Source organism: Thalassobellus citreus (assembly GCF_044385915.1).
GTDB lineage: Bacteria > Bacteroidota > Bacteroidia > Flavobacteriales > Flavobacteriaceae > Thalassobellus > Thalassobellus citreus.
This window is the reverse complement of sequence record NZ_JBISCC010000130.1, coordinates 275,105-296,804: the sequence shown is the minus strand read 5'-3', so window position 1 is coordinate 296,804 and position 21,700 is coordinate 275,105. Positions and strand designations below refer to the sequence as shown.

The window sequence follows — 21,700 nt, the reverse complement described above, 5'->3', positions numbered from 1 at the left end:
TAATAGATTATTTTTTATAATGAGGCAAAAATTTTATTACTATAGATTTTAAGAGAGATTTTTCATATTCAGTCATAAACCTTATAAAAACAAAAACAAAAATTAAACTGTAAACTATTGCGCTACTAAAAAACACGATTAAGTTTCTCTCTGGCAATAAATTATTTGTTAAAAGAAATATTAATAAGGTTGTTATTGCAAATACAGCAAAAAGAGGAGATATCTCTCTGTAATACCTAAACATATCTAAATTTGTATTTTTATTGTAATAAAAAATCATAATAGCTCTTTCTAATAGCATAAAAATCACAACTGTTATAATCATTTCTAAAACACCAAATTTTTGAACAACAAAAACACTTAATATTGTTCCTAATAGAGTTAAAGTCAACAATAATTTACCTCTAAATGCTAATAAGTTTTTTGCCTCTAATATATTATTGGCGAAGCCTTGAGAAAGAATAGGGGTTAATCCAAACATAATAATTATTGCATAATAATAAGCTTCATTATACTCATCACCAACCCAGAAAAACACAAAATCTTTTCCTAAAAGAATAAAAGCTCCAAAAATGTAAAATAGAACAAGTAGTATAATTCTTGAAATTTTAATAAAAGTATTGGTTAATTCTTCTGTAGGAATACTTTTAACAGTCATTTGGATGGCTTTAGGTAAAAAAACCGATGAAATAGCACTAGAAAAAGCACCATAATAGTTTCCTAAGGTAATACCAACTGAATAAATTGCGACAATAGATGTAGAATAATAAATACCAATTATCATTTGACCAAACTGCCATCTTAATTGGTGCACGATAGCAAAAACAAATAACCAAAGAGAGAAACCTAGAATACTTTTAAATAAGTTTTTATCAAATTTATGGATTTTAATTCGAGCCTTTAATATTTTAAAAACAATATATATATTAATTATTATTACTATTAAATTCATAATAGTATCTAGAATTATTAAACCAACAGCATTAGCTCCAAATAATAATATTACGACCACCAAAATACTTCTAACGATGTAACGAACTATATTTGTAATTTTTGGTAAAATGAATTCTTCATACCCATAACATATTCCACTGAAAGCTCCACCAGGAAGAGAAATTGCTAAGTTAAATATTAATAAAAGCATCATTGTTTTAGCTTTATCAATTTGATCTGGTTTTAAATTTTCACTATATAAACTTTCTAAATTAGAATATAAAATGAAGCCTAAAACACTAACAAGAATAGAAATACATGAATACATGATAAAGCTATGCGCCAAAAAATTTTCTTCTCCCTGTTTATCATTTTCTGCTCTATATTTAGCTACAAAACGAACTATTGTGTTATTTAAACCAAAATCTAAAACACTCATATAACCTACTAATGCACCGATCATGGTATATAAACCATATTCTGCACTTCCAAATGAGCGAATTATGAAAGGTGTGAGTAATAACCCTACTACATTAGTTAAAAATATAGTTACATAAGATAATGCAGCACCACCTTTAAGTTGGTTGAATTTCATTAAAGTCTTTTAGAATTTCTAGCAGTAAGGACTCCTTTTACGTCATATAAAACACCATTTGGTTTTAATAATGTATTAAGATCTTTATTCAAAAATTCTTTATGAGCTACAGTTAAAACGATAGCATCAAATTTTTGATTAGGTAACTTTTGTATGGTTTCTAAGCTATATTCATGCTTTACTTCATTTGGGTTAGCCCAAGGATCATAAATAGTAACGTCTATACCATAACTTTTTAGTTGATTAATTACATCAACTGCTTTGGTGTTTCGAACATCTGGACAATTTTCTTTAAATGTTATACCTAAAACTAATATTTTAGAGTTTTTAATTTTAAAATCATTTTGTACCATCAATTTAATAACTTCTGCAGCAACATATTGTCCCATGCTATCGTTAACTCTTCGGCCTGCTAAAATAATTTCAGGATGATACCCTACTTCTTGTGCTTTTTGAGCTAAGTAATACGGGTCAACTCCAATACAATGTCCTCCAACAAGACCAGGTTTAAATGGTAAAAAATTCCATTTTGTTCCAGCAGCTTCTAATACTGCATGAGTATCAATATTCATAAGATTGAAAATTTTTGCTAATTCATTAACAAAAGCAATATTTATATCACGTTGAGAATTTTCTATAACCTTAGCGGCTTCTGCTACTTTTATAGTAGGAGCAAGGTGAGTTCCAGCAGTAATAATACTGGCATATAGATCATTTACTTTTACACCTATTTCTGGAGTAGATCCGGCAGTTACTTTTAATATTTTATCGACAGTATGTTCTTTATCTCCTGGATTAATACGTTCAGGTGAATATCCTGCGAAAAAATCTTTATTGAATATTAATCCGCTTATTTTTTCTAAAACTGGCACACATTCATCTTCAGTCACACCAGGGTACACTGTAGATTCATAAATGACAATGTCGCCTTTTTTTAGAACCTTTGCCACTGTTTCGCTAGATTTATACAACGGAGTTAAATCTGGCCTTTTGTTTTTGTCTATAGGTGTTGGAACCGTAATTACGTAATAATTGCAATGTTTTATATCATCGATATTTGATGAACAATATAATCCATTATTTGAATCTGGACGATCTTTTAAGACACCTTTTAAAACATCATCTTCAATTTCTAAAGTAACGTCTTTACCTTGTTGTAATTCTGAAATTCGTTTTTCATTTATATCAAAACCAACAACGGAGTATTTGGTTGCAAATAAACGGGCTAGTGGTAGTCCCACATAACCTAATCCTATAATAGCAATTTTTTCTTTATGCATAATAATATTTTATTGACCAATAGAAGAATATTTAAAACCTATAGTTTCCATTTCAGATTTGTCTAGTATGTTTCTACCATCAAAAATAAATGCAGGCTTTTTCATTTGAGTGTATATTTTTTTCCAATCATATGTTTTAAATTCATCCCACTCTGTCATAATAGCTACAGCATGAGCATCTTTTAAAGCTTCGTATGGTGTTTCTGTTGCATGTATTAATTCGCTATTTTCTTTTTCTGTTCTAGTATTTAAATAGTTTAAATCTGATTGTATTTTTTCATTTATAACTTTAGGGTCGTAAACAGCAATATTAGCTTGTTCATTTAATAAATGGTCGGCAATATATATAGCAGCAGATTCTCTAGTGTCATTAGTGTCTTTTTTAAAAGCCCAACCTAAGAAACCTATTTTTTTTCCAGAAACTGTATTGTATAAGGTGCTAATCAAATGATCTGCAAAACGTCTCTTCTGGTGGTCGTTTAATATGATAACTTGTTCCCAATAATCAGCAACAGCTTGTAAATTATAACTTCGTGCAATATAAACAAGGTTTAAAATATCCTTTTGAAAGCATGATCCGCCAAAACCTACAGATGACTTCAGGAATTTAGAGCCTATCCTAGAATCCATACCTATTGCTTTAGCAACTTCATTAACATTTGCTTCAGTTTTTTCACATAATTCAGAAATAGCATTAATAGATGAGATGCGTTGTGCTAAAAATGCATTGGCTGTTAGTTTTGATAATTCTGATGACCATACATTTGTTCTTAAAATTTGTTCTTGGGGTACCCAACTACCATAAATATTAGCTAAACTTTCAATGGCATCTTCAGATTCGCCACCAATTAACACGCGGTCTGGATTTAACAAATCGGTTATTGCTGTACCTTCAGCTAAAAATTCAGGATTTGATAAAATATCAAATTTAACATCGCTTCCTGTGTTACTTAAAATACTTTTAATTGCTTGCGCTGTTCTTACTGGTAATGTTGATTTTTCAACAACTATCTTGTCTGTTTTTGCTACTTCAGCTATATTTCTAGCACAAAGTTCAACGTATTTCAAGTCAGCAGCCATACCTTTTCCTTTACCATAAGTCTTCGTAGGAGTATTAACAGATATGAAAATCATTTCAGATTCGTTAATTGCCTTATTAATTTCTGTTGAAAAGAAGAGATTTTTTCCTCTGGTTTCTTTTACGATTTCAGCTAAACCTGGCTCGTAGATAGGTAGTTTGGAAACATCAGAATCATTCCAAGCATCAATTCTGGTCTGATTTATATCTACAATAGTTACTTTAATGTGTGGGTTTTTCTTTGCAATTACAGCCATTGTTGGGCCTCCTACATATCCAGCACCAATACAACATATTTTAGTTACTTTCATTTTTTTTAATTATAAATGTTTATGTATACAAATTAACAGTATAACTTTCTTATTAAATTAATTTAATTATCATTTCTCAATAATTAATTTCATACTATTTCTATACTCTACAATGCAAATCTATGCAATTAATCGGTAAAAACAATCTCTTTGTCGATTGTTTTAGTAGGTTATACTCAAAAATTATTCATGAATTAATAATTTTATGCATGAAATATAAAAACATGGAGAGGGATTTTTAATTTAATTTTTTGTCATAAATTTTTCCAATACCAATTAACAGCTTCCCTTATACCGTCATTGATATTGTATTTTGGATTATAATTCAATAATTTTTTTGCTTTTTCTACAGAGGCCAATGAATGCGGGATGTCACCAACTCTATTGGCACGATGTTTTATTTCAATATTTTTAATGTTATCATCAAAAGCAGCTAGATGTTCTTTTAGTAAACTTGTTAATTCTAATAAAGTAGTTCTCTCTCCATATGCTACATTATATACTGTGTTTAAGGCTGCTTCGTTAGTGGTAGTTAGAGCAAGTATATTCATTTGAATAACATTGTCTATATAGGTAAAGTCTCTTGAATAACTTCCGTCTCCATTAATTAAAGGCGACTCATAGTTAATAAATTGTTTTACAAAAAGAGGAATTACAGCAGCATAGGCACCGTTAGGATCTTGTCTTTTTCCAAAAACATTAAAATAACGTAATCCTATAGTATCTAATCCATAAGCATTTTGAAAAATATCTGCATATAATTCATTTACATACTTAGTAATAGCATATGGAGATAAAGGTTTTCCTATAACATTTTCTACTTTAGGTAGCGCTTCATGATCTCCATATGTAGATGAACTAGCTGCATATACAAATCGTTTAACATTTGCATCTCTTGCTGCAACAAGCATATTTAAAAAACCTGATACATTAACATCATTGGTTGTAATTGGATCATTTATAGATCTGGGTACCGATCCTAATGCAGCTTCATGTAAAATATAATCAACATTTTTACAGGCTTTATGGCAGTCTTTAAGATTTCTTATGTCTCCTTCAACAAGTTTAAAGTTATTGTTTTTAAGAAAAGGTTCAATGTTTTTGTGTTTTCCTGTTGAAAAATTATCTAAACAAATTGTTTTTATGTTATTGTTTAATAATGTCTCGCATAGGTTTGAACCAATAAAGCCAGCACCACCAGTGACTAATATAGTTTTATCATTTAATAGATTGAATTTCATTTAATTTGGGGTTTAAATTTAAATTAAAAACAAATATGTGAAAAATAATTGATATTGAACTAATTATTATTTTAATTAGACATTTTTTACGATAAACTTCATTTAATATTTTTAGCGGTATAAAAATATCGATAAAAGGTACTTGTTTATAATGGAATTATAAAATTATATAAATTTTAATCAGTAGAAAATGGAATTTGTAATTTAAGCAATAACTAATAGATATATTATTTTAAATAAAATCAAAGTTTTAATTTATCAATAATAAAAATCGATGAGTTACACTATTTTACTTTGAATTAAATAACGAAATGTAGTTAACCGATTTTTAATACTCTTTTAGCGAATTACATGAATCTATTCATTGTACTTTAAAAACTATTACTAAATTTACACCATCAAAACAACAGTTGAATTGATTAATAGCATATTAATTTAATAGTTTACTGATAATTGAAATATTATACTCTTATTTGTTTAATCTAACCCTCAATTTTGGATTAAAAAGTATTTCAAATTATAGAATTCTGTTAATAAAAAATTTAAAGCTATTAATTATAAACTGATTTTGTTTTATGTACAATGAGGGAAATACCATTCAAATTATTATAACAAAAATTTATTGTCATTGTGACGATTTGGATATAATGTGTCCAATAATAAATATATTGTAAATGCTAACAAAAACTAAAATATACTTATCCTCGCCTCACATGGGAGGGACTGAGCAAAAGTTTGTAAACGAAGCTTTCGATACAAATTGGATAGCTCCGTTAGGCCCTAATGTTGATGGTTTTGAAAAAGATATAGAAAATTATTTAGGAGGAGATTCTCATGTAGCTGTTCTTAGTTCAGGAACAGCTGCAATACATTTAGCACTTAAATTGTTAAATGTTAATAAGGGTGATGAAGTTTTATGTCAAAGTTTTACATTTTCTGCTTCTGCAAACCCAATAATTTATCAAGGAGCAACACCTGTTTTTATCGATAGTGAAAAAGACACATGGAATATGTCTCCAGAACTATTAGAAATAGCTATAATAGATAGAATACAAAAATATAAGAAACCGAAAGCGATTATTGCTGTCCATCTTTATGGTATGCCTTATAAGGCTAATGAAATAAATAAGATTGCCAAGAAGTATGATATTCCAGTTGTTGAGGATAGTGCTGAAGCTTTAGGAAGTACTTATTTTGATAAACCATGTGCAAACCTCTCTGATATAGGTATATTATCTTTTAATGGTAATAAAATAATTACTACTTCTGGAGGAGGTGCTTTGGTTGTAAATACTATTGAAACTAAGAATAAAGCTGTGTTTTATTCTACTCAGGCAAGAGATAATGCTCCGCATTATGAACATTCAGCAGTTGGTTTTAATTACAGAATGAGTAATGTTTTAGCAGGTATCGGAAGAGGGCAAATGGAAGTGATTGATGATAGAGTAGCTGCTAGAAGAAAAAATTATGAGTTTTATAAAGAAAATTTAGATAAGTATGAAAGTATTTCTTTTTTAGAAGAACCAGAAGGATTCTTTTCTAATAGATGGATTACTTGTATTAAAACTGATTCATACAAATTAAGAGAACAAATAAGGATTGAGTTGTTAAAAGACGATATTGAATCAAGACCTTTATGGAAACCTATGCATTTACAACCTGTATTTAAAAATTGTTTGCATTTTACAGATGGTACATCCGAAGAACTTTTTGAAAAAGGACTTTGTTTACCAAGCGGATCTAATTTAAGTCAAGATGATTTAAATAGAATTATTACCCAAATATTAAAAACCCCAAACTTATGATAAATAATTACTTTACCTATCTCTCTCAAAAATACGCCTCTAAATGGCTTGTTTTTACTATTGATTTATTCATTGTATTGGCTACATTTTTTATGGCCTATTTTGTAAGATTTAATTTTACTTTAAAATTTGATATTACTCAATTTTTATATCAATTACCTTTTTTAGCAATAGTTGCTTCTTTAAGTTTTTTAATTGTAGGTTCTTTTAAAAGTATAATAAGACATACTGGTTTTACAGATGTAGTAAATGTCTTTAAGGCAGTTTCTTTAATGACTATAACTACTGTTTTATTTGTTTTTATTAATAAGAGTTTTAATTTAGTTAATGAGTTTACTATACCAAGTTCAATCATTTTTATCCATGCAATATTTAGTTTTGTAGCTCTTAGTGGATCTCGATTAATTTTTAAAATGGTTTATAACCATTTAAAATGTAAGTATATTTCTTCTAAAAAGGTACTAATATATGGAGTAGGAGATTCTGCTATTGTTACTTATAATGCTTTAATTAATAATGTAATAGAAAGATTTCATGTTGCAGGTTTTATTAATGATAATTATGTGAAAAATGGAAAGTCAATTAATGGAGTTTCTATTTTAAGTAAAAATGCTATTACACAAAATTATATTGACTTAAATAGTATTGATGAAATTATAGTAACATCTAAAAATATTGATAAAGATACCTTATTAGGTTTAGTTAATTTAGAAGTAAAGGTAACTAAAGTGCCACCTATCGAAAGTTGGATTAACGGAGAGCTGAATGTTAAGCAGATAAAACAAGTTCAAATTGAAGATCTTTTAGGTCGTGCTCCAATACAAATAGATAACCCTAATTTAACTAATGAATTTAGAGGTGAGACAATATTAATAACAGGTGCAGCAGGTTCTATTGGAAGTGAGCTTGTGAAACAATTGTCACATTTCGATGTTAAACACTTAATATTAGTAGATCAGGCAGAGTCTTGTCTTTATGATGTTCAACAAGATTTAAAGAGAGACAATAAATATAATTTCACAGCTATTGTTGCAGATATTAGAGATGGTTTGCGTATTGATAATATCTTCCAACAACATAAACCAACTATGGTTTTTCATGCAGCTGCTTATAAGCATGTTCCATTAATGGAACAGGCTCCATATGAGGCTATTAAAATTAATGTAAATGGAACTAAGCTTTTAGCAGATACTGCTTCTCGCTATAATGTTAAGAAGTTTGTTTTTGTATCTACAGATAAAGCTGTTAACCCTACTAGTGTGATGGGGGCAACAAAAAGAATGGCAGAAATGTATATTAGCTGCTTACAAAAAGAAAGCAAAACAAAGTTTATTACTACAAGATTTGGAAATGTTTTAGGGTCTAATGGCTCTGTAATTCCTTTGTTCAAAAAGCAAATTGAAAATGGAGGTCCATTGACATTGACACATAAAGATATTACTAGATATTTTATGACTATTCCTGAAGCTTCTCAGTTAGTTTTAGAAGCAGGTACAATGGGTAAGGGAGGTGAGATATTTATTTTTGACATGGGTGAATCTGTTAAAATATATGATCTAGCAAAAAATATGATAAAACTTTCTGGTTTAAATTTCCCAGATGATATTGATATTAATATTACAGGTTTACGTCCAGGAGAAAAACTTTATGAAGAATTATTAGCTAATGGTGAAAATACATTATCTACATATCATAAAAAGATAATGATTAGTAAAACAAGAGAGCTTGATTATAAAAGCATTAAATCTGAAATTGAAGAGTTATGCATTACTAACCGTTTTCAAAATAATAACATTGTTATGAAAATGAAACGTTTAATACCTGAGTATAAATCTAATAATTCTGATTATGAAAGATTTGATAAAAAAGTACAAATTTATAAAAAAGTAAAAGGTGTTTTAAATAATGAATCTAATAAAACTTATAAAAACAATTTATAATTGATTAAAAATTTTATTAATTTCACCCCCCAAATAATATTACCAATGAATAAAATGTTTTCTAAATTTATACTTAAGTATAAGTTAATATGTATTATATGTCTTTATTTTTTAACTTCTTGTGCTAATAGAAAAGATGTTGTGTATTTTCAAAACACAAAAAATTTTGAGACTATTGTTGATACGGATACTTTTCAACCAAAATTTAAGATTAATGATAATGTAAGCATATTTATTTCTACATTTGATTTAGAATCCGCTAAACCATTTAACCTTGATCTTCAAGGTAGCCAAGTTGGAACCACTGGAGGAAATATTAGCCAAGTTGGAGCCACTGGGTATATTATAGATGTTGATGGCAATATTGATTATCCTGTTTTAGGAAAGATAAAATTGTTGGGTTTAACATTAGAAGAGGGTAAAGCACTATTAAAAGAAAAATTAGCACAATATCTTAAAGACCCGATAGTTAATATTAGAATTTTAAATTTTCAAATAACTATTTTAGGAGCAGTAAACCGACCTGGAACATATCCAGTGACTGGAGAAAGGATAAGTCTTTTAAAAGCATTAGGATTGGCAGGAGACCTAAATATTAAAGGGAGAAGAGATAATGTATTAGTTATTAGAGATTTTAATGGTGTTAAAACATCTACTAGAATTGATTTAACAAATAAAGAGCTTTTTAATTCTCCGGTTTATTTTTTAACACAAAATGATGTTGTTTATGTTGAACAGAATAAATCAGGAGTCAGTGGTGCTTCAGGAGATAATAGGTTAGGTACTATTATATCTATATCTTCATTTGCACTAGGAATAGCTCTTTTAATTACTAGAATTTAGTATGAATTTAAATCAAAAAGAAATAGCTTCACAAAATATTTCTGAAGTTTTTAATTTTAAAAAAATAATATCAACCTATACAAAGCAATGGAAATGGTTTGCGTTAAGTTTATTATTAGCTATAGGTATTGCGTTTTTTTATGTTAGATATACAGCGCCTGAATATCAAGCTTATGCTCAAATTAAGCTTTTAAATGATTCTGAAGCGAATTCTGTCGGAGCTGCTTTTAATGATTTATCTTTTTTTGCAGAAAAAGAATACGCAAGCGTTCAAGATGAAATAGAAGTTGCTAAATCTAGATACATTTTAAATAATGTAATTAAGAAATTAAATTTAAATATTCAATATTTTTTACAAGGGAGAATTCATGAAACTGAATTATATGATAATATTCCTTTTAATATTAATTTTATTGCTTCTGATTCAATAATAGATAAAGTTAATTTCAGTTTTTATATAGAAGTTTTATCTGAAGTTGATTTTGCTTATAAAATTAATGAAGATGATGTTTTTAAGAAAAGTGCTTTCGGTGAAAATATTTCAACTCATTTTGGAGGAATGGTTGTCACTCCAAAAAAAACAGATTTTAAAGATTTAATAGGAAAAACTATTAAGGTTAGAATTTCATCTATAGATAATTTAGTACAGTATTATAAATATAGCATTAATATATATCAAGTTGAAAAACAATCAAGAATTATAGGTATTGCTTTAAGAGATAAAGTTAAATCTAAAGCAGTTGATGTTATTAATACTTTAATAGATGAATATAATAAGAGTTCTCTTGAAGAAAAAAATATTAAATCAAAAAACACATCTAAATTTATTTCTGATCGTATTGAGTTGGTAGCTAGTAATTTAGCGGGTATTGATAATAATGTTCAAAACTTCAAAACAGGCAATAAGTTAACAAATATAACTTCTGAAGCAGATTCGTATATTAATTTTAGCACTCAGAATGAGCAGGAATTAAGTGTTAGTAGAAATGAATTAAATATTATTAACTATTTAAAAAACCAAGTTGGTAGTGAAAATAGTACATTTCAGCCTATTCCTTCAAATGTTGGATTATCTGATGCTTCTATTGGTGCTACTGTTTCTAAGTATAACGAGTTGTTAAGTGTTAGACAAGCTCGTTTAAAAAGCTCAAGTGAAAAAAATCCAATAATAGTAAATTTAGATCAAGAGTTAAATGCTTTAAGGAGTAGTTTAAGACAAAGTTTAAATAATTTATCTAGAACTGTAAGTATCAAGATTCAAAATTTTGAAAACCAATTAAATAAAATTAATTCAAAAATTTACGCAGTCCCAGGACAAACACGTGTATTAAGAGATATTGAGCGTGAACAAGGAACAATGGAAGATCTTTACGTTTATTTACTCACAAAAAAAGAAGAGGCTGCAATATCCTTAACGGCTACCTCTCCTAATGCTGTTGTTATTGATGATGCATATGGCAACCCTACACCAGTATTTCCAAATAAGAAGCTGATTTTTATAGCAGCTTGTTTTATTGGTTTGCTTATTCCTTTTTTAATTATATATGTTATGGATTTATTAGATACTAAAATCCATAATAAAGAAGATCTAGAAAAGGAAATTAAAAATATTTCTATATTAGGAGAAATCCCTAAACTAAAAGAGAGTTCTAAAAAAGACAAAGGGGTAATTGAAAAGAATGATAGATCAATTTTATCTGAGTCTTTTAGAATTATAAGAACAAATTTTGATTATTTAAGAAGAGGAAGAAATATTAAGAATTATGAGAATGTGGTATTCGTTACTTCAACAATAAAAGGAGAAGGGAAATCATTCTTTAGTCTAAATACGGCATTAACAATTGCAAACACTAATAAAAGAGTATTATTAATCGGAGCAGATATTAGAAACCCGCAAATTCATGCAGTACTTAATGGTAAAGTTAAAGCAGAAACTTCAAAATTAGGTTTCACAGAATATTTGGCTGACAAATCAATATTAGTAGGTGAAACTATAAATACTTACAACATTAATGATATAGAAATTGATATATTACTTTCAGGTAAAATCCCTCCAAATCCAGCTGAGTTATTGATGAGTGGTAGGGTTAAAGATTTGTTTGATTATGTATCTAATAAATATGACATGGTTATAGTAGATACGGCTCCTACAATGCCTGTTACAGATACTTTATTAATTAGTCAATATGCAGGTCATACAATATACTTAACTAGAGCAGATTATACAGAAAAGCGAGTTTTAAACTTCACTAAAGGTTTACATTCTGAAAACAAGCTTAATAATATGATGCTAGTTGTTAATGATGTCAAAAAGTCTAATTTTGGATATGGTTCAAAGTATGGGTATTATGCTACACCTGAAAAGAAAAGTTTTTTTAGGATAAAATATTAAGTTACTGAAAACGTGTTATTTGTTTTTGTTACTATTAAAGTCAAATTTTTAATTTGACTTTTTTTAACTAATAAATTTGCTAATTTTTTAATATGATAGTCTTTGTGTACATCAGTCCCTGAGAAATCAATTAAATTGTTTTCAATTAAATAATACGCTGCTCTTTTTACATTTTTTCCATAGTGATCAGAAAGCGATAATAAATTAAGCTGAAATAAACATCCCAAATGTTTTAGTCTTATATAATAATCTAAATTATTATGATAAAAAGAATAGCGTTCAGGGTGAGCTAAAACTGGTACATAGCCTTTAGTTTTAATTTTGAAAATAATATCTTCTAAATTAATTGGTGGTTGAAAATATGACAATTCGACCAAAACATATTTTTTTTTAAGTGTAAATAAGTTTTCCGTTTCTAATAATTTTTCAAAATTATTATCAAGCATATATTCTGCAGCAGGGTTTATAGGTGTAGAGCTTAGTGCTTTCGTGTTTAAGTTTTCAAGTAAATTTTGATATGCATTCCCAATAGTTTCATCTGTATTGGGATAGAAATCTTGCATGATATGCGGTGTTGGTATAAATTCTTTAACACCTAAATCTTTCAGTTTACAAATTAAATTTAAAGATTCTTCAACTGTTTTAGCACCATCATCTATACCAGGAAGTATATGGTTATGTATATCTACAAAATCCTCTAGTAAATCTTTTAAAAAATATTTTTTTGTAAAAAAATTAATCATATTACAAATATAAGCCTATCTGCAACAACTAAACGGTATAAAATTTAAAGGAATCAATTATAATTTTATCATCTACTAAACAATCAATTTTTGTAATACCAATGTTTTCTAATAAAACAAAGTTAATATTACCATGATTATTTTTCTTGTCATATTTAAGAAGGTCAATTATTGTAGCGTATTCATCTTCGTTAATATCTACTTTACCATAATAGTTAATTAATAAATCTTTAATTTCTAAAGTAGTTTCTTTAGGAAAACCTGCTAATTCAGTTGAAATATAACATGCTAAAATCATGCCTACAGCAATAGCTTCGCCGTGTAATAATGTGGTTTTATTGGGACTACTTAAAAAGTAAGATTCAATTGCGTGTCCAAGTGTATGACCAAAATTTAAGGTTTTTCTTAATCCATTTTCATAAGGGTCTTCCTCAACAACATTTCTTTTTATTATTACAGATTCGTAAATAAGTCTATCTAAATCATCTAAAGATAGGTTAGATAAGTTTTTAAAATTATTCCAATAGGATTCCCCAGTAATTAATCCGTGTTTAAGCATTTCTGCAAGACCAGAACGCATTTGGTTTTTAGGTAAAGTATCTAAAAAATTAGTATCAATTAATACTAAATCAGGGTTACTTATAACACCAACCTGATTTTTTAAATGACCTAAATCTACACCAGTTTTACCACCAACTGATGCATCAACCATTGATAGTAATGATGTTGGTACGTTAATATAAGAAATACCACGTTTAAATGTACATGCCACAAATCCTCCTAAATCTGTAATAACACCACCACCAATATTTATTAATAAACTTTTTCTATCTGCATTTAAGTCAGAAAGTGTGTTCCAAACACCTACACAAGTATCAATAGTTTTATGTATTTCACCAGCTTCAATTTCAATAATTTCAATAGAAACATTAGTTTTCATATTTTTTAAAAATAAAGGCAAACAATGCTCATGCGTATTTTCATCAACTAAAATAAAGATTTTAGAAAAATTTCTATCGTTAAGGTGTTTGTTTAGTGAATGATAACAGTTCTCATTAAAATGAATTGTACAGTTATTTGTGGTAATAGAATCCATAAAATAATTAATCTTTTTTGAGGTCGTGAAATTAAGGAGATTTTATATAAAATGATAGCTTAGCAATAATTATCTTTGCGAAAATTTTTAAAAATGAGTACAAACCGAATATTTGATAATACAGAAATAGCATTTTCTTTAAAAAGCGATTCCGAATTAGAACGCGCCTATTTTTTGTTTAAAATGATATCTATAGAACCTTTGGTTAGAATAGGTACAGCTGCAACCAATTTTGCAATAAAAGCCCATTTACCAATTGAAGGACTCATTCGTTCAACTGTGTTTGATCATTTTTGTGGCGGTGTAAATGAAGAAGATTGTTTGCCTGTAATTGATAAAATGTATCAAAAAGGAGTAAGTTCTGTTTTAGATTATTCGGTTGAAGGAAAAGAAAATGAAAATGAATTTGATGCTGCCATGGAAAAGGTTCTTAAAATCATTGATTTTGCTAAAGAAATTGATGCTATTCCTATTGCTGTTTTTAAACCATCAGGATTTGGGCGTTTATCGTTATTCGAAAAAATGGGCAATAATGAAACGTTAAGTAATGAAGAACAAGAAGAATGGAATAAAGTTGTTGAAAGATTTGATGCTGTTTGTAAAAAAGGAAAAGACCATGATGTTGCTGTTTTAATTGATGCAGAAGAAAGTTGGATGCAAGATGCTGCTGATGATTTGGTAACAGCAATGATGAAAAAGTATAATAAAGAAAAGCCTATTGTGTTTAATACTTTGCAAATGTATAGACATGATAGATTAGCTTTTTTAAAAAACCAGCATATTGAAGCAAAACAAGGGAAGTATTATTTAGGTTACAAATTGGTTAGAGGCGCTTATTTAGAAAAAGAAAATGAAAGGGCTGAAGAGAAAGGTTATGCTACACCTATTTGTAAAACAAAAGCTGAAACCGACATCAATTTTAATGAAGCTGTGAAGTATATGCTTGATAACTTAGATTGTATGTCTTTATTTGCAGGAACACATAATGAAGAGAGCTCTTATTTACTTATGCAATTGATGAATGAAAAACATATTGCTAATAATGACCAACGTATTTGGTTTGGACAATTATATGGAATGAGTGATCATATAAGTTATAATTTGGCTGATAAAGGTTATAATGTTGCTAAATACATGCCATTTGGCCCTGTAAAAGATGTGATGCCTTATTTAATAAGAAGGGCAGAAGAAAACACTTCGGTAGCAGGACAAACAGGGCGAGAACTAACACTTTTAAGTAGAGAGAAAAAAAGACGAAAATAAGGTGTACTATGAATTTATCTAGTTATTACCTTAATTATGGTAATAAAAATGAGTTTTAAGTCGAAAAAAAAACTTCGTTTTTTTATGTATTCCTTATTGTATTTTAATTTATCAGGAATAATAGTGTTTATATAAAACGCTTCAGGATTTTTAGCTGTTTTTAAAAGTTCTACTTCATTTCTGTATTTTAAAGAAGCAAGTCCTGTAATTCCTGGTTTTATCTTAAATATTTTTAAGTCGTCTTCATTGTAAAAATTTACATAATAACGTAGTTCTGGTCTAGGACCAACAAAGCTCATATCGCCTTTTAAAATATTTATAAGTTGCGGGAATTCATCTATTTTATAACGTCTCAGAAAATAACCAATTTTTGTGATTCTAGAATCGTGATTTCCTAACGTAAGCAACCCTTTGTTTTGAGATTGCATGTACATGGTTCTAAATTTAAGAATATTAAAATCCTTATTGTGCTTGCCAACACGACCTTGTATGAATAATACAGGGCCTTTAGAATCTAGTTTAATTAATAAAGCGATTAGTAATAAAAAAGGAAAGAGTAGGAGTAATGTAATTATAGAGAAAACAATATCAAAACTACGTTTTATCATTGTTGTTTTTCAACTTTAATATTAGTTATGGTTGCTATACTATCGCAATTTTCTACTGTTAAAGTTATTTCTTCTTCTTCGTAATTACCTTCAACAATATAAATACCACATGGTTCTTGTCTTGTTTTGCTTTCAGAAAAATTAATATCACCCTTTTTTAGAACATAATTTATTTTAGTAGAATCACTTGTATTGTTAGAAAGGTGTGATTTCACATTATCGCTAAAATCAATTTTTTTCGAGTTTATGTTTTTTAAAACTCTGGCATCTGGCCCATAACTACAAGAGGTTTTTTTTCCGTTTAAAAAAAATGCTAAAATTACTAGTCCTATAGAAAAACCACCTAAATAATAACCAATTCGTTGTATTAATGTCATTTATGAAAAATTTGGAAAGATGTGGTGATTTTTAGATTTTTAATTAAAAAATAAGAAGATTAATATCGCTATAATTTAAATCGAACCATTCACCAACAGATTTGCTTGTTAAAATTCCGTGGTAAAAATACAACCCATTTTTTAAACCTCTATCAAATCTAAGAGAATTTTCTATACCACCATCTTCTGCAATTTTTAATAGATAAGGTGTAAAAATATTACTAATAGAAACCGATGCCGTTCTTGAATACCTTGCAGGAATATTTGGTACACAATAATGAATAACATCGTGTTTTACAAAAGTAGGTTGCTTATGTGTGGTAACTTCGCTAGTTTCAAAGCAACCGCCCATATCTATACTAACATCAATTATAATAGCGCCTTTTTTCATGTTTTGCACCATATCATCTGATACAATAACAGGAGACCTATTAGTGCCTCTAACTGCGCCAATAACCACATCACAACGTTTTAAAGCCTTTGTTAAGTTTTTTGGTTGTATGGTTGATGTAAAAAATGGTCTACCCAAATTCGTTTGAATACGTCTTAGTTTTGTTATAGAATTATCAAACACTTTTACGTTAGCGCCTAAGCCCATAGAGCTTCTTGCAGCAAACTCACCAACGGTACCAGCACCTAGAATAACAACTTCAATAGGAGGGACGCCACTTATGTTTCCAAACATGAGTCCGTTACCATCTTTATTGTCCGATAGTAATTCAGCAGCCACTAAAACCGAAGCTGTTCCAGCAATTTCACTTAATGATTTTACTGCAGGATATGTGCCGTCTGCATCTCTAATAAATTCAAAAGCAAGTGCCGTAATGCGTTTAGAAGCTAATGCTTCAAAATATTTTTTATTTTGAGTTTTTATTTGCAAAGCAGAAATTAATATAGCTTGCGGATTAAGCATTTTTATTTGCTCCATAGTTGGAGGTTCAACTTTAAGCACCATAGGACAAGCAAAAACTTTTGCTGTGTCCTTCGTTATTTCAGCACCAGCTTCACTATAATCTTTATCACTAAATCTTGCTCCTTCACCAGCACCAGATTCTAATAAAACTCTATGCCCATTGCTAACAAGTGCTGAAACGGCATCAGGAGTTAAACAAACTCGTTTTTCTTGATATGCTGTCTCTTTTGGGATTCCAATAAAAAGCTCTCCTTTTCGCTTATAAATCTCAAGAGTTTCTTCTTGTGGTAAGAGTTGTTGCTTTGTAAAAGGAGAAAGTGGTTTTGACATGCTTCGTTTTTTTATTAAAATTCAAATTACGAATATTTTTTTTGATTTTATAAAAATAGAAAGTAATTTATAATATTTATGTTCTCTTTTGTAAGATATTGTTTCACAGATTATATGGAATAACATTACCGTATTTAAATTAAAATAAATTAAATTTGTGGTAAGATTTTATATATGAGAATTACAAAACTACCCTATTTAATTTTACTTTTTTTTTCTACACTTTGTTATTCGCAAACCTATAACATCCAAGGAACTTTACAAGATGAAAGTGGTAAGCCTATAGCTTTTGCTAATGCTGTTTTGGTTGATTTGGATGATATAAATATTATAAAAGGAACCATTACTAATGAAGCAGGAAATTTTACACTTGAAAATTTAAAGCCAGGTGATTATATTTTTAAAATTAGTTTTTTAGGTTTTAAAGAGTACACAACTAGAATTGAGCTAGATCGAGATATTGATTTTGAAGTAATAAAAATTAAAGAAACTGCACAGGAATTAGGAGGCGTTACTGTTGTAGCAAAACGGCCAACAGTTAAGAGAATGCTTGATCGTTTAGTTTTTAATGTTGAAAACTCCACACTTTCAAATAGTAATGTTTTAGATGTTTTAAAACATGCGCCAGGTGTTTTTGTAAATAATCGAGTTATAACAATTAAAAACACACCGCCTACAGTATATATTAATAATAGGAGAGTGTATTTATCTTCTGAGGAAATACTCCAATTATTAGAGGGTACATCGGCTACTAACATAAAGTCTGTCGAGGTTATTACTAACCCGCCAGCAAAATATGATGCTGAAGGTGGAGCTGTATTGAATATTATAACCAGTAAAAATATTATAGCAGGTTATAACGGAAGTATTTTTGGTAATTTTAAACAGGGCTCTGAATATCCAAAATATTCAATAGGTACTAGTCATTTTTTTAAGGGAGAAAAGCTTAATACTTATATAAGTTTTAACATTACTCCAAGAAAAGATTATATGCATAATAATGAGTATTTATCTTTTCAAAACGATAATCAAAACGGATCTAGTTGGGAAACAGATTTTAAAAGAACTCGTAAAACTTCTAACCAAAATATAAATGCAAATATAGATTATGAGTTAAATAATAATAATAGTCTTAGTTTTTCTACAAATATGTTAATATCTCCGCGTGAGAATTCTAAAATGAAATCTAACTCTATTACAGAAGTATTTAATGCTATTAATGTTTTAGATTCGATATTTCAATCAACAAATCTTAGAGTAGAAGAGAAATTTAATCTAGCTTTTAATATAGATTATAAGCATAAGTTTAAACATGATGGAGAGTTGCTTACAGCAAATATACATCATACAAACTATGATTTTTCTAGCTTCCAAGACGTTAATACTGGGTATTTCTTGCAAAATATTAATGAATCATTTCGAGATAATATGTTTCAAACATTTGCAAGCCAAAAAATTAAAATATATACAGGACAAATAGATTACGAATTACCAATTAAAGATAGCGAGCAATTTGAAGCTGGTGCTAAAATTTCTAATATTAGTTCTGAAAGTGTTTTAAATCAATTTATTTTTGAAGAAGGAGAAAGAGAAGAAGATATTAAAAATTCTAATACTTTTATATATGATGAAACCAATTATGCCGTTTATAGTAGTTACTCTAAAAACTGGAATAATTGGAGTTTGAATACAGGAGTGCGATTTGAATATACAGATTTAGTGGGGAATTCATTATCTACTAATCAAGAAAACAATACTAGTTTTTTGAAGTTTTTCCCTTCTATTAGTATCTCAAATGAAATAAACGATAATGATGAATTATATTTAAAATATAATAAGCGAATTCGTCGACCTAGTTATAAGCAGTTGAATCCATTTAAGTTTTTCTTAAATGACAATACTTATATAACAGGTGATCCAAATTTAAAACCTAGAATTGATGATTTGCTCATTTTAGGATATACATTTAAAAAGGACTACACATTTGAATTATATTATCGCAATGAGGATAATCCTGCTATACAATATGTTTATCAAGATAATGCTGATAAAAAATTAATTTATAAATTTACGAATACAGATATGTCTATTTCTTACGGATTAGATTTTTCAACATACAAACAAATTGTACCAAATTGGGATTTGTATATTTTATCCTCAGTTTTTTATTATAAAAATAATTTTTTTCCTATAGGAAACTCTGATTTATTATATACTGCTGATAAATGGTCTGTTTATTTAGAGGCAGTAAATTATTTTTCTTTTTTAAAAGACAATAGTTTAACTGCAAATATTGCTTACACACTTATGACTCCTACAAATGATGGGCCATCAAATACAAGTACAATTGCTGGTTTGGATATTAACTTGAGAAAAAAACTTTTTAAAGATAGAGCTTCAATAAATATTGGTATTACAGACGTTTTTAATACACAGAATTTTGAAACCTCATCGCGTTATTTAAATCAAAACATTTTATCAAAAATTAGATTTGAAAACAGGATGTTTGTGTTTGGTTTTAATTATAAGTTTGGAAACTTTAATTTGAAAAATAATCAAAAAAATATTGATTTAGAAGAACGAGAACGGTTATCTTCTAATTAAAACCATTCTTCTAAAATATATTATTATTATTATTATTATTATTATTTTAAAAATATTGCTTAACCTTTCCCCATACGCCTTTGGGAGACATTTTAAGCTCATCCTCTAATTCTTGCATTGTTTTTGTAGCTTCATTAATTTTATTAAATATACGCGCTCTAATTAAATAAATAGTAGGTATTATAAATGTCATCACTGGAATCATATAGATTAATTGAAATTCATCTATATTTATGTCACTGAATAGAACTACACCTATTTGAAAAATATACATTACAATAGGTACCAATAAAGCGTGGTACCACCAATGTCGACAAGTAAAAAACCAAACAAATAATAGCATTAATGGTATGGCTTTACTAGAAAGAACCCACATAGCATAATTTGCATCAAGCCAAAGTTTACTGTCATATGTAAATAAAAAAGTGTCCCAAATTTGCGTTTGTGGGACACTTTCGTATAAGGAAAATAAATATGGAGTTAAAGCAATTAATGTGGCAATTATACTCCCAGCTACTAGCCTTTTATTAGTGTTTTTATCTTTCTTAAGCAACGATTTTTCTAGGTGTTCTGTCGATGATGTTGAATGCAACGATTTTTCTAGGTGTTCTGTCGATTTTTGTACTTTCTTCATTTTTAGTATTAAAAGCTGTAAACATTAAGCCTCCAATAATGGCAAATGCCATTAAATAATTTTTAGTTTTCATAATTTAAGGGATTTTAATTAATTAATACCTCAAAAATAATTACTAAATATGCTGTGAAAATTGGTTAAACGTTAAAATTATGTTAAAAACAGTGATTTTAAAAATTCCCGTTGTGGCTTAACCGTAAATCTTCAGCTGCGGAAGTGTTTTAATATTATTTATTCATGTTTATCAAACAATTAGTTATTATTTATCTTGTTAATATTAAGTTTTAATGTTCTTGTTTTGTCATCATTTAATGTCAAACCTATTTTATTAAAACCATTTGGTAAAATATCTTTAATAATATCTGGCCATTCTATAATGCACCAATTATTAGAATACAAATAATCTTCAATACCAAAATTATATGCTTCTTCAATATCATTTATTCTATATAAATCAAAATGATAGATACGACTATCTTTTAATTTATATTCATTAACAATAGAAAATGTTGGGCTACTAACGTCATCATAACTTCCTAATGCTTTTACTAAGGCTTTAATTAGTGTTGTTTTTCCAACCCCCATATCTCCATATAGTAAAAGCGTTTTAGAATTAATATTCATAATTAGCTTTTTTGCTACATTATCTACTTCTTCTAATCTATAATTAATTTTCAACTTAAAAAAAATTTATATGTAAATATAACAATAAAA

The 21,700-nt window shown here is 28.1% G+C and carries 17 protein-coding genes; 6 read left to right on the top strand and 11 right to left on the bottom strand.

Translation table 11 applies throughout. The features are described 5' to 3' along the window. Positions 1-7: 7 nt before the first annotated feature. From ACH5TX_RS19055 to ACH5TX_RS19040, 4 genes are all read right to left on the bottom strand, one after another. Positions 8-1,528, bottom strand: coding sequence for a lipopolysaccharide biosynthesis protein (locus tag ACH5TX_RS19055; protein ID WP_439341083.1), 1,521 nt, complete (start codon positions 1,526-1,528; stop codon positions 8-10). Beyond that, the gene (locus ACH5TX_RS19050; protein WP_439341082.1) at positions 1,528-2,808 is read right to left on the bottom strand and encodes a nucleotide sugar dehydrogenase; all 1,281 of its coding nucleotides are present in this window, start codon (positions 2,806-2,808) and stop codon (positions 1,528-1,530) included. The genes ACH5TX_RS19055 and ACH5TX_RS19050 overlap by 1 nt, the downstream gene beginning before the upstream one ends. 9 nt (positions 2,809-2,817) lie before the next feature. Next, complete coding sequence (locus ACH5TX_RS19045) at positions 2,818-4,197, bottom strand: nucleotide sugar dehydrogenase (protein WP_439341081.1); 1,380 nt, start codon at positions 4,195-4,197, stop codon at positions 2,818-2,820. A gap of 254 nt (positions 4,198-4,451) precedes the next feature. Beyond that, a complete protein-coding gene (locus tag ACH5TX_RS19040; protein ID WP_439341080.1) occupies positions 4,452-5,438 on the bottom strand; it encodes an SDR family oxidoreductase in 987 nt (328 codons plus the stop codon). Positions 5,439-6,112: 674 nt separating this feature from the next. On the opposite strand from ACH5TX_RS19040, the gene ACH5TX_RS19035 reads away from it, so the two are divergent. Genes ACH5TX_RS19035 through ACH5TX_RS19020 form a run of 4 tightly spaced genes read left to right on the top strand, consistent with a single transcriptional unit; the run spans position 6,113 to position 12,418 of the window. Next, complete coding sequence (locus tag ACH5TX_RS19035) at positions 6,113-7,243, top strand: DegT/DnrJ/EryC1/StrS family aminotransferase (RefSeq protein WP_439341079.1); 1,131 nt, start codon at positions 6,113-6,115, stop codon at positions 7,241-7,243. Further along, entirely contained in the window at positions 7,240-9,183 is a 1,944-nt protein-coding gene (locus ACH5TX_RS19030; RefSeq protein WP_439341078.1) for a polysaccharide biosynthesis protein, read from the top strand. Before ACH5TX_RS19035 ends, ACH5TX_RS19030 begins: the two co-directional genes overlap by 4 nt. A gap of 45 nt (positions 9,184-9,228) precedes the next feature. Beyond that, positions 9,229-10,026, top strand: a complete 798-nt coding sequence (locus ACH5TX_RS19025; RefSeq protein WP_439341077.1) for a polysaccharide biosynthesis/export family protein — start codon at positions 9,229-9,231, stop codon at positions 10,024-10,026. Position 10,027: 1 nt separating this feature from the next. Next, positions 10,028-12,418, top strand: a complete 2,391-nt coding sequence (locus ACH5TX_RS19020) for a GumC family protein (RefSeq protein WP_439341076.1) — start codon at positions 10,028-10,030, stop codon at positions 12,416-12,418. Here the strand turns inward: ACH5TX_RS19020 and ACH5TX_RS19015 are convergent. Next, positions 12,415-13,161: a tyrosine-protein phosphatase gene (locus tag ACH5TX_RS19015; RefSeq protein ID WP_439341075.1), complete on the bottom strand. Its 747-nt coding sequence runs from the start codon at positions 13,159-13,161 to the stop codon at positions 12,415-12,417. The genes ACH5TX_RS19020 and ACH5TX_RS19015 overlap by 4 nt on opposite strands. Before the next feature lie 28 nt (positions 13,162-13,189). Beyond that, positions 13,190-14,257 (bottom strand): 3-dehydroquinate synthase, encoded by a 1,068-nt coding sequence (gene aroB, locus ACH5TX_RS19010; protein ID WP_439341074.1) that lies wholly within the window; start codon positions 14,255-14,257, stop codon positions 13,190-13,192. Between the two features lie 93 nt (positions 14,258-14,350). On the opposite strand from aroB, the gene ACH5TX_RS19005 reads away from it, so the two are divergent. After that, complete coding sequence (locus tag ACH5TX_RS19005; RefSeq protein ID WP_439341073.1) at positions 14,351-15,520, top strand: proline dehydrogenase family protein; 1,170 nt, start codon at positions 14,351-14,353, stop codon at positions 15,518-15,520. Between the two features lie 14 nt (positions 15,521-15,534). Here ACH5TX_RS19005 and ACH5TX_RS19000 read toward each other — a convergent pair whose 3' ends face one another. The 3 genes from ACH5TX_RS19000 to ACH5TX_RS18990 are packed head-to-tail and all read right to left on the bottom strand — an operon-like array spanning position 15,535 to position 17,748. Beyond that, positions 15,535-16,128, bottom strand: a complete 594-nt coding sequence (locus tag ACH5TX_RS19000; RefSeq protein WP_439341072.1) for a sugar transferase — start codon at positions 16,126-16,128, stop codon at positions 15,535-15,537. Continuing rightward, positions 16,125-16,505, bottom strand: coding sequence for a hypothetical protein (locus tag ACH5TX_RS18995; protein ID WP_439341071.1), 381 nt, complete (start codon positions 16,503-16,505; stop codon positions 16,125-16,127). Before ACH5TX_RS18995 ends, ACH5TX_RS19000 begins: the two co-directional genes overlap by 4 nt. A 43-nt stretch (positions 16,506-16,548) precedes the next feature. Beyond that, positions 16,549-17,748, bottom strand: coding sequence for an alanine dehydrogenase (locus ACH5TX_RS18990; RefSeq protein ID WP_439341070.1), 1,200 nt, complete (start codon positions 17,746-17,748; stop codon positions 16,549-16,551). Positions 17,749-17,922: 174 nt separating this feature from the next. Between ACH5TX_RS18990 and ACH5TX_RS18985 the strand changes: the two genes are divergently transcribed. Then, complete coding sequence (locus ACH5TX_RS18985) at positions 17,923-20,352, top strand: outer membrane beta-barrel protein (protein WP_439341069.1); 2,430 nt, start codon at positions 17,923-17,925, stop codon at positions 20,350-20,352. A gap of 46 nt (positions 20,353-20,398) precedes the next feature. Here the strand turns inward: ACH5TX_RS18985 and ACH5TX_RS18980 are convergent, their stop codons facing one another. Both ACH5TX_RS18980 and tsaE read right to left on the bottom strand, forming a co-directional pair. Further along, positions 20,399-20,986, bottom strand: a complete 588-nt coding sequence (locus ACH5TX_RS18980) for a hypothetical protein (protein ID WP_439341068.1) — start codon at positions 20,984-20,986, stop codon at positions 20,399-20,401. 252 nt (positions 20,987-21,238) lie between these two features. Further along, the gene (gene tsaE / locus ACH5TX_RS18975) at positions 21,239-21,664 is read right to left on the bottom strand and encodes a tRNA (adenosine(37)-N6)-threonylcarbamoyltransferase complex ATPase subunit type 1 TsaE (protein ID WP_439341067.1); all 426 of its coding nucleotides are present in this window, start codon (positions 21,662-21,664) and stop codon (positions 21,239-21,241) included. Positions 21,665-21,700 lie beyond the last annotated feature (36 nt).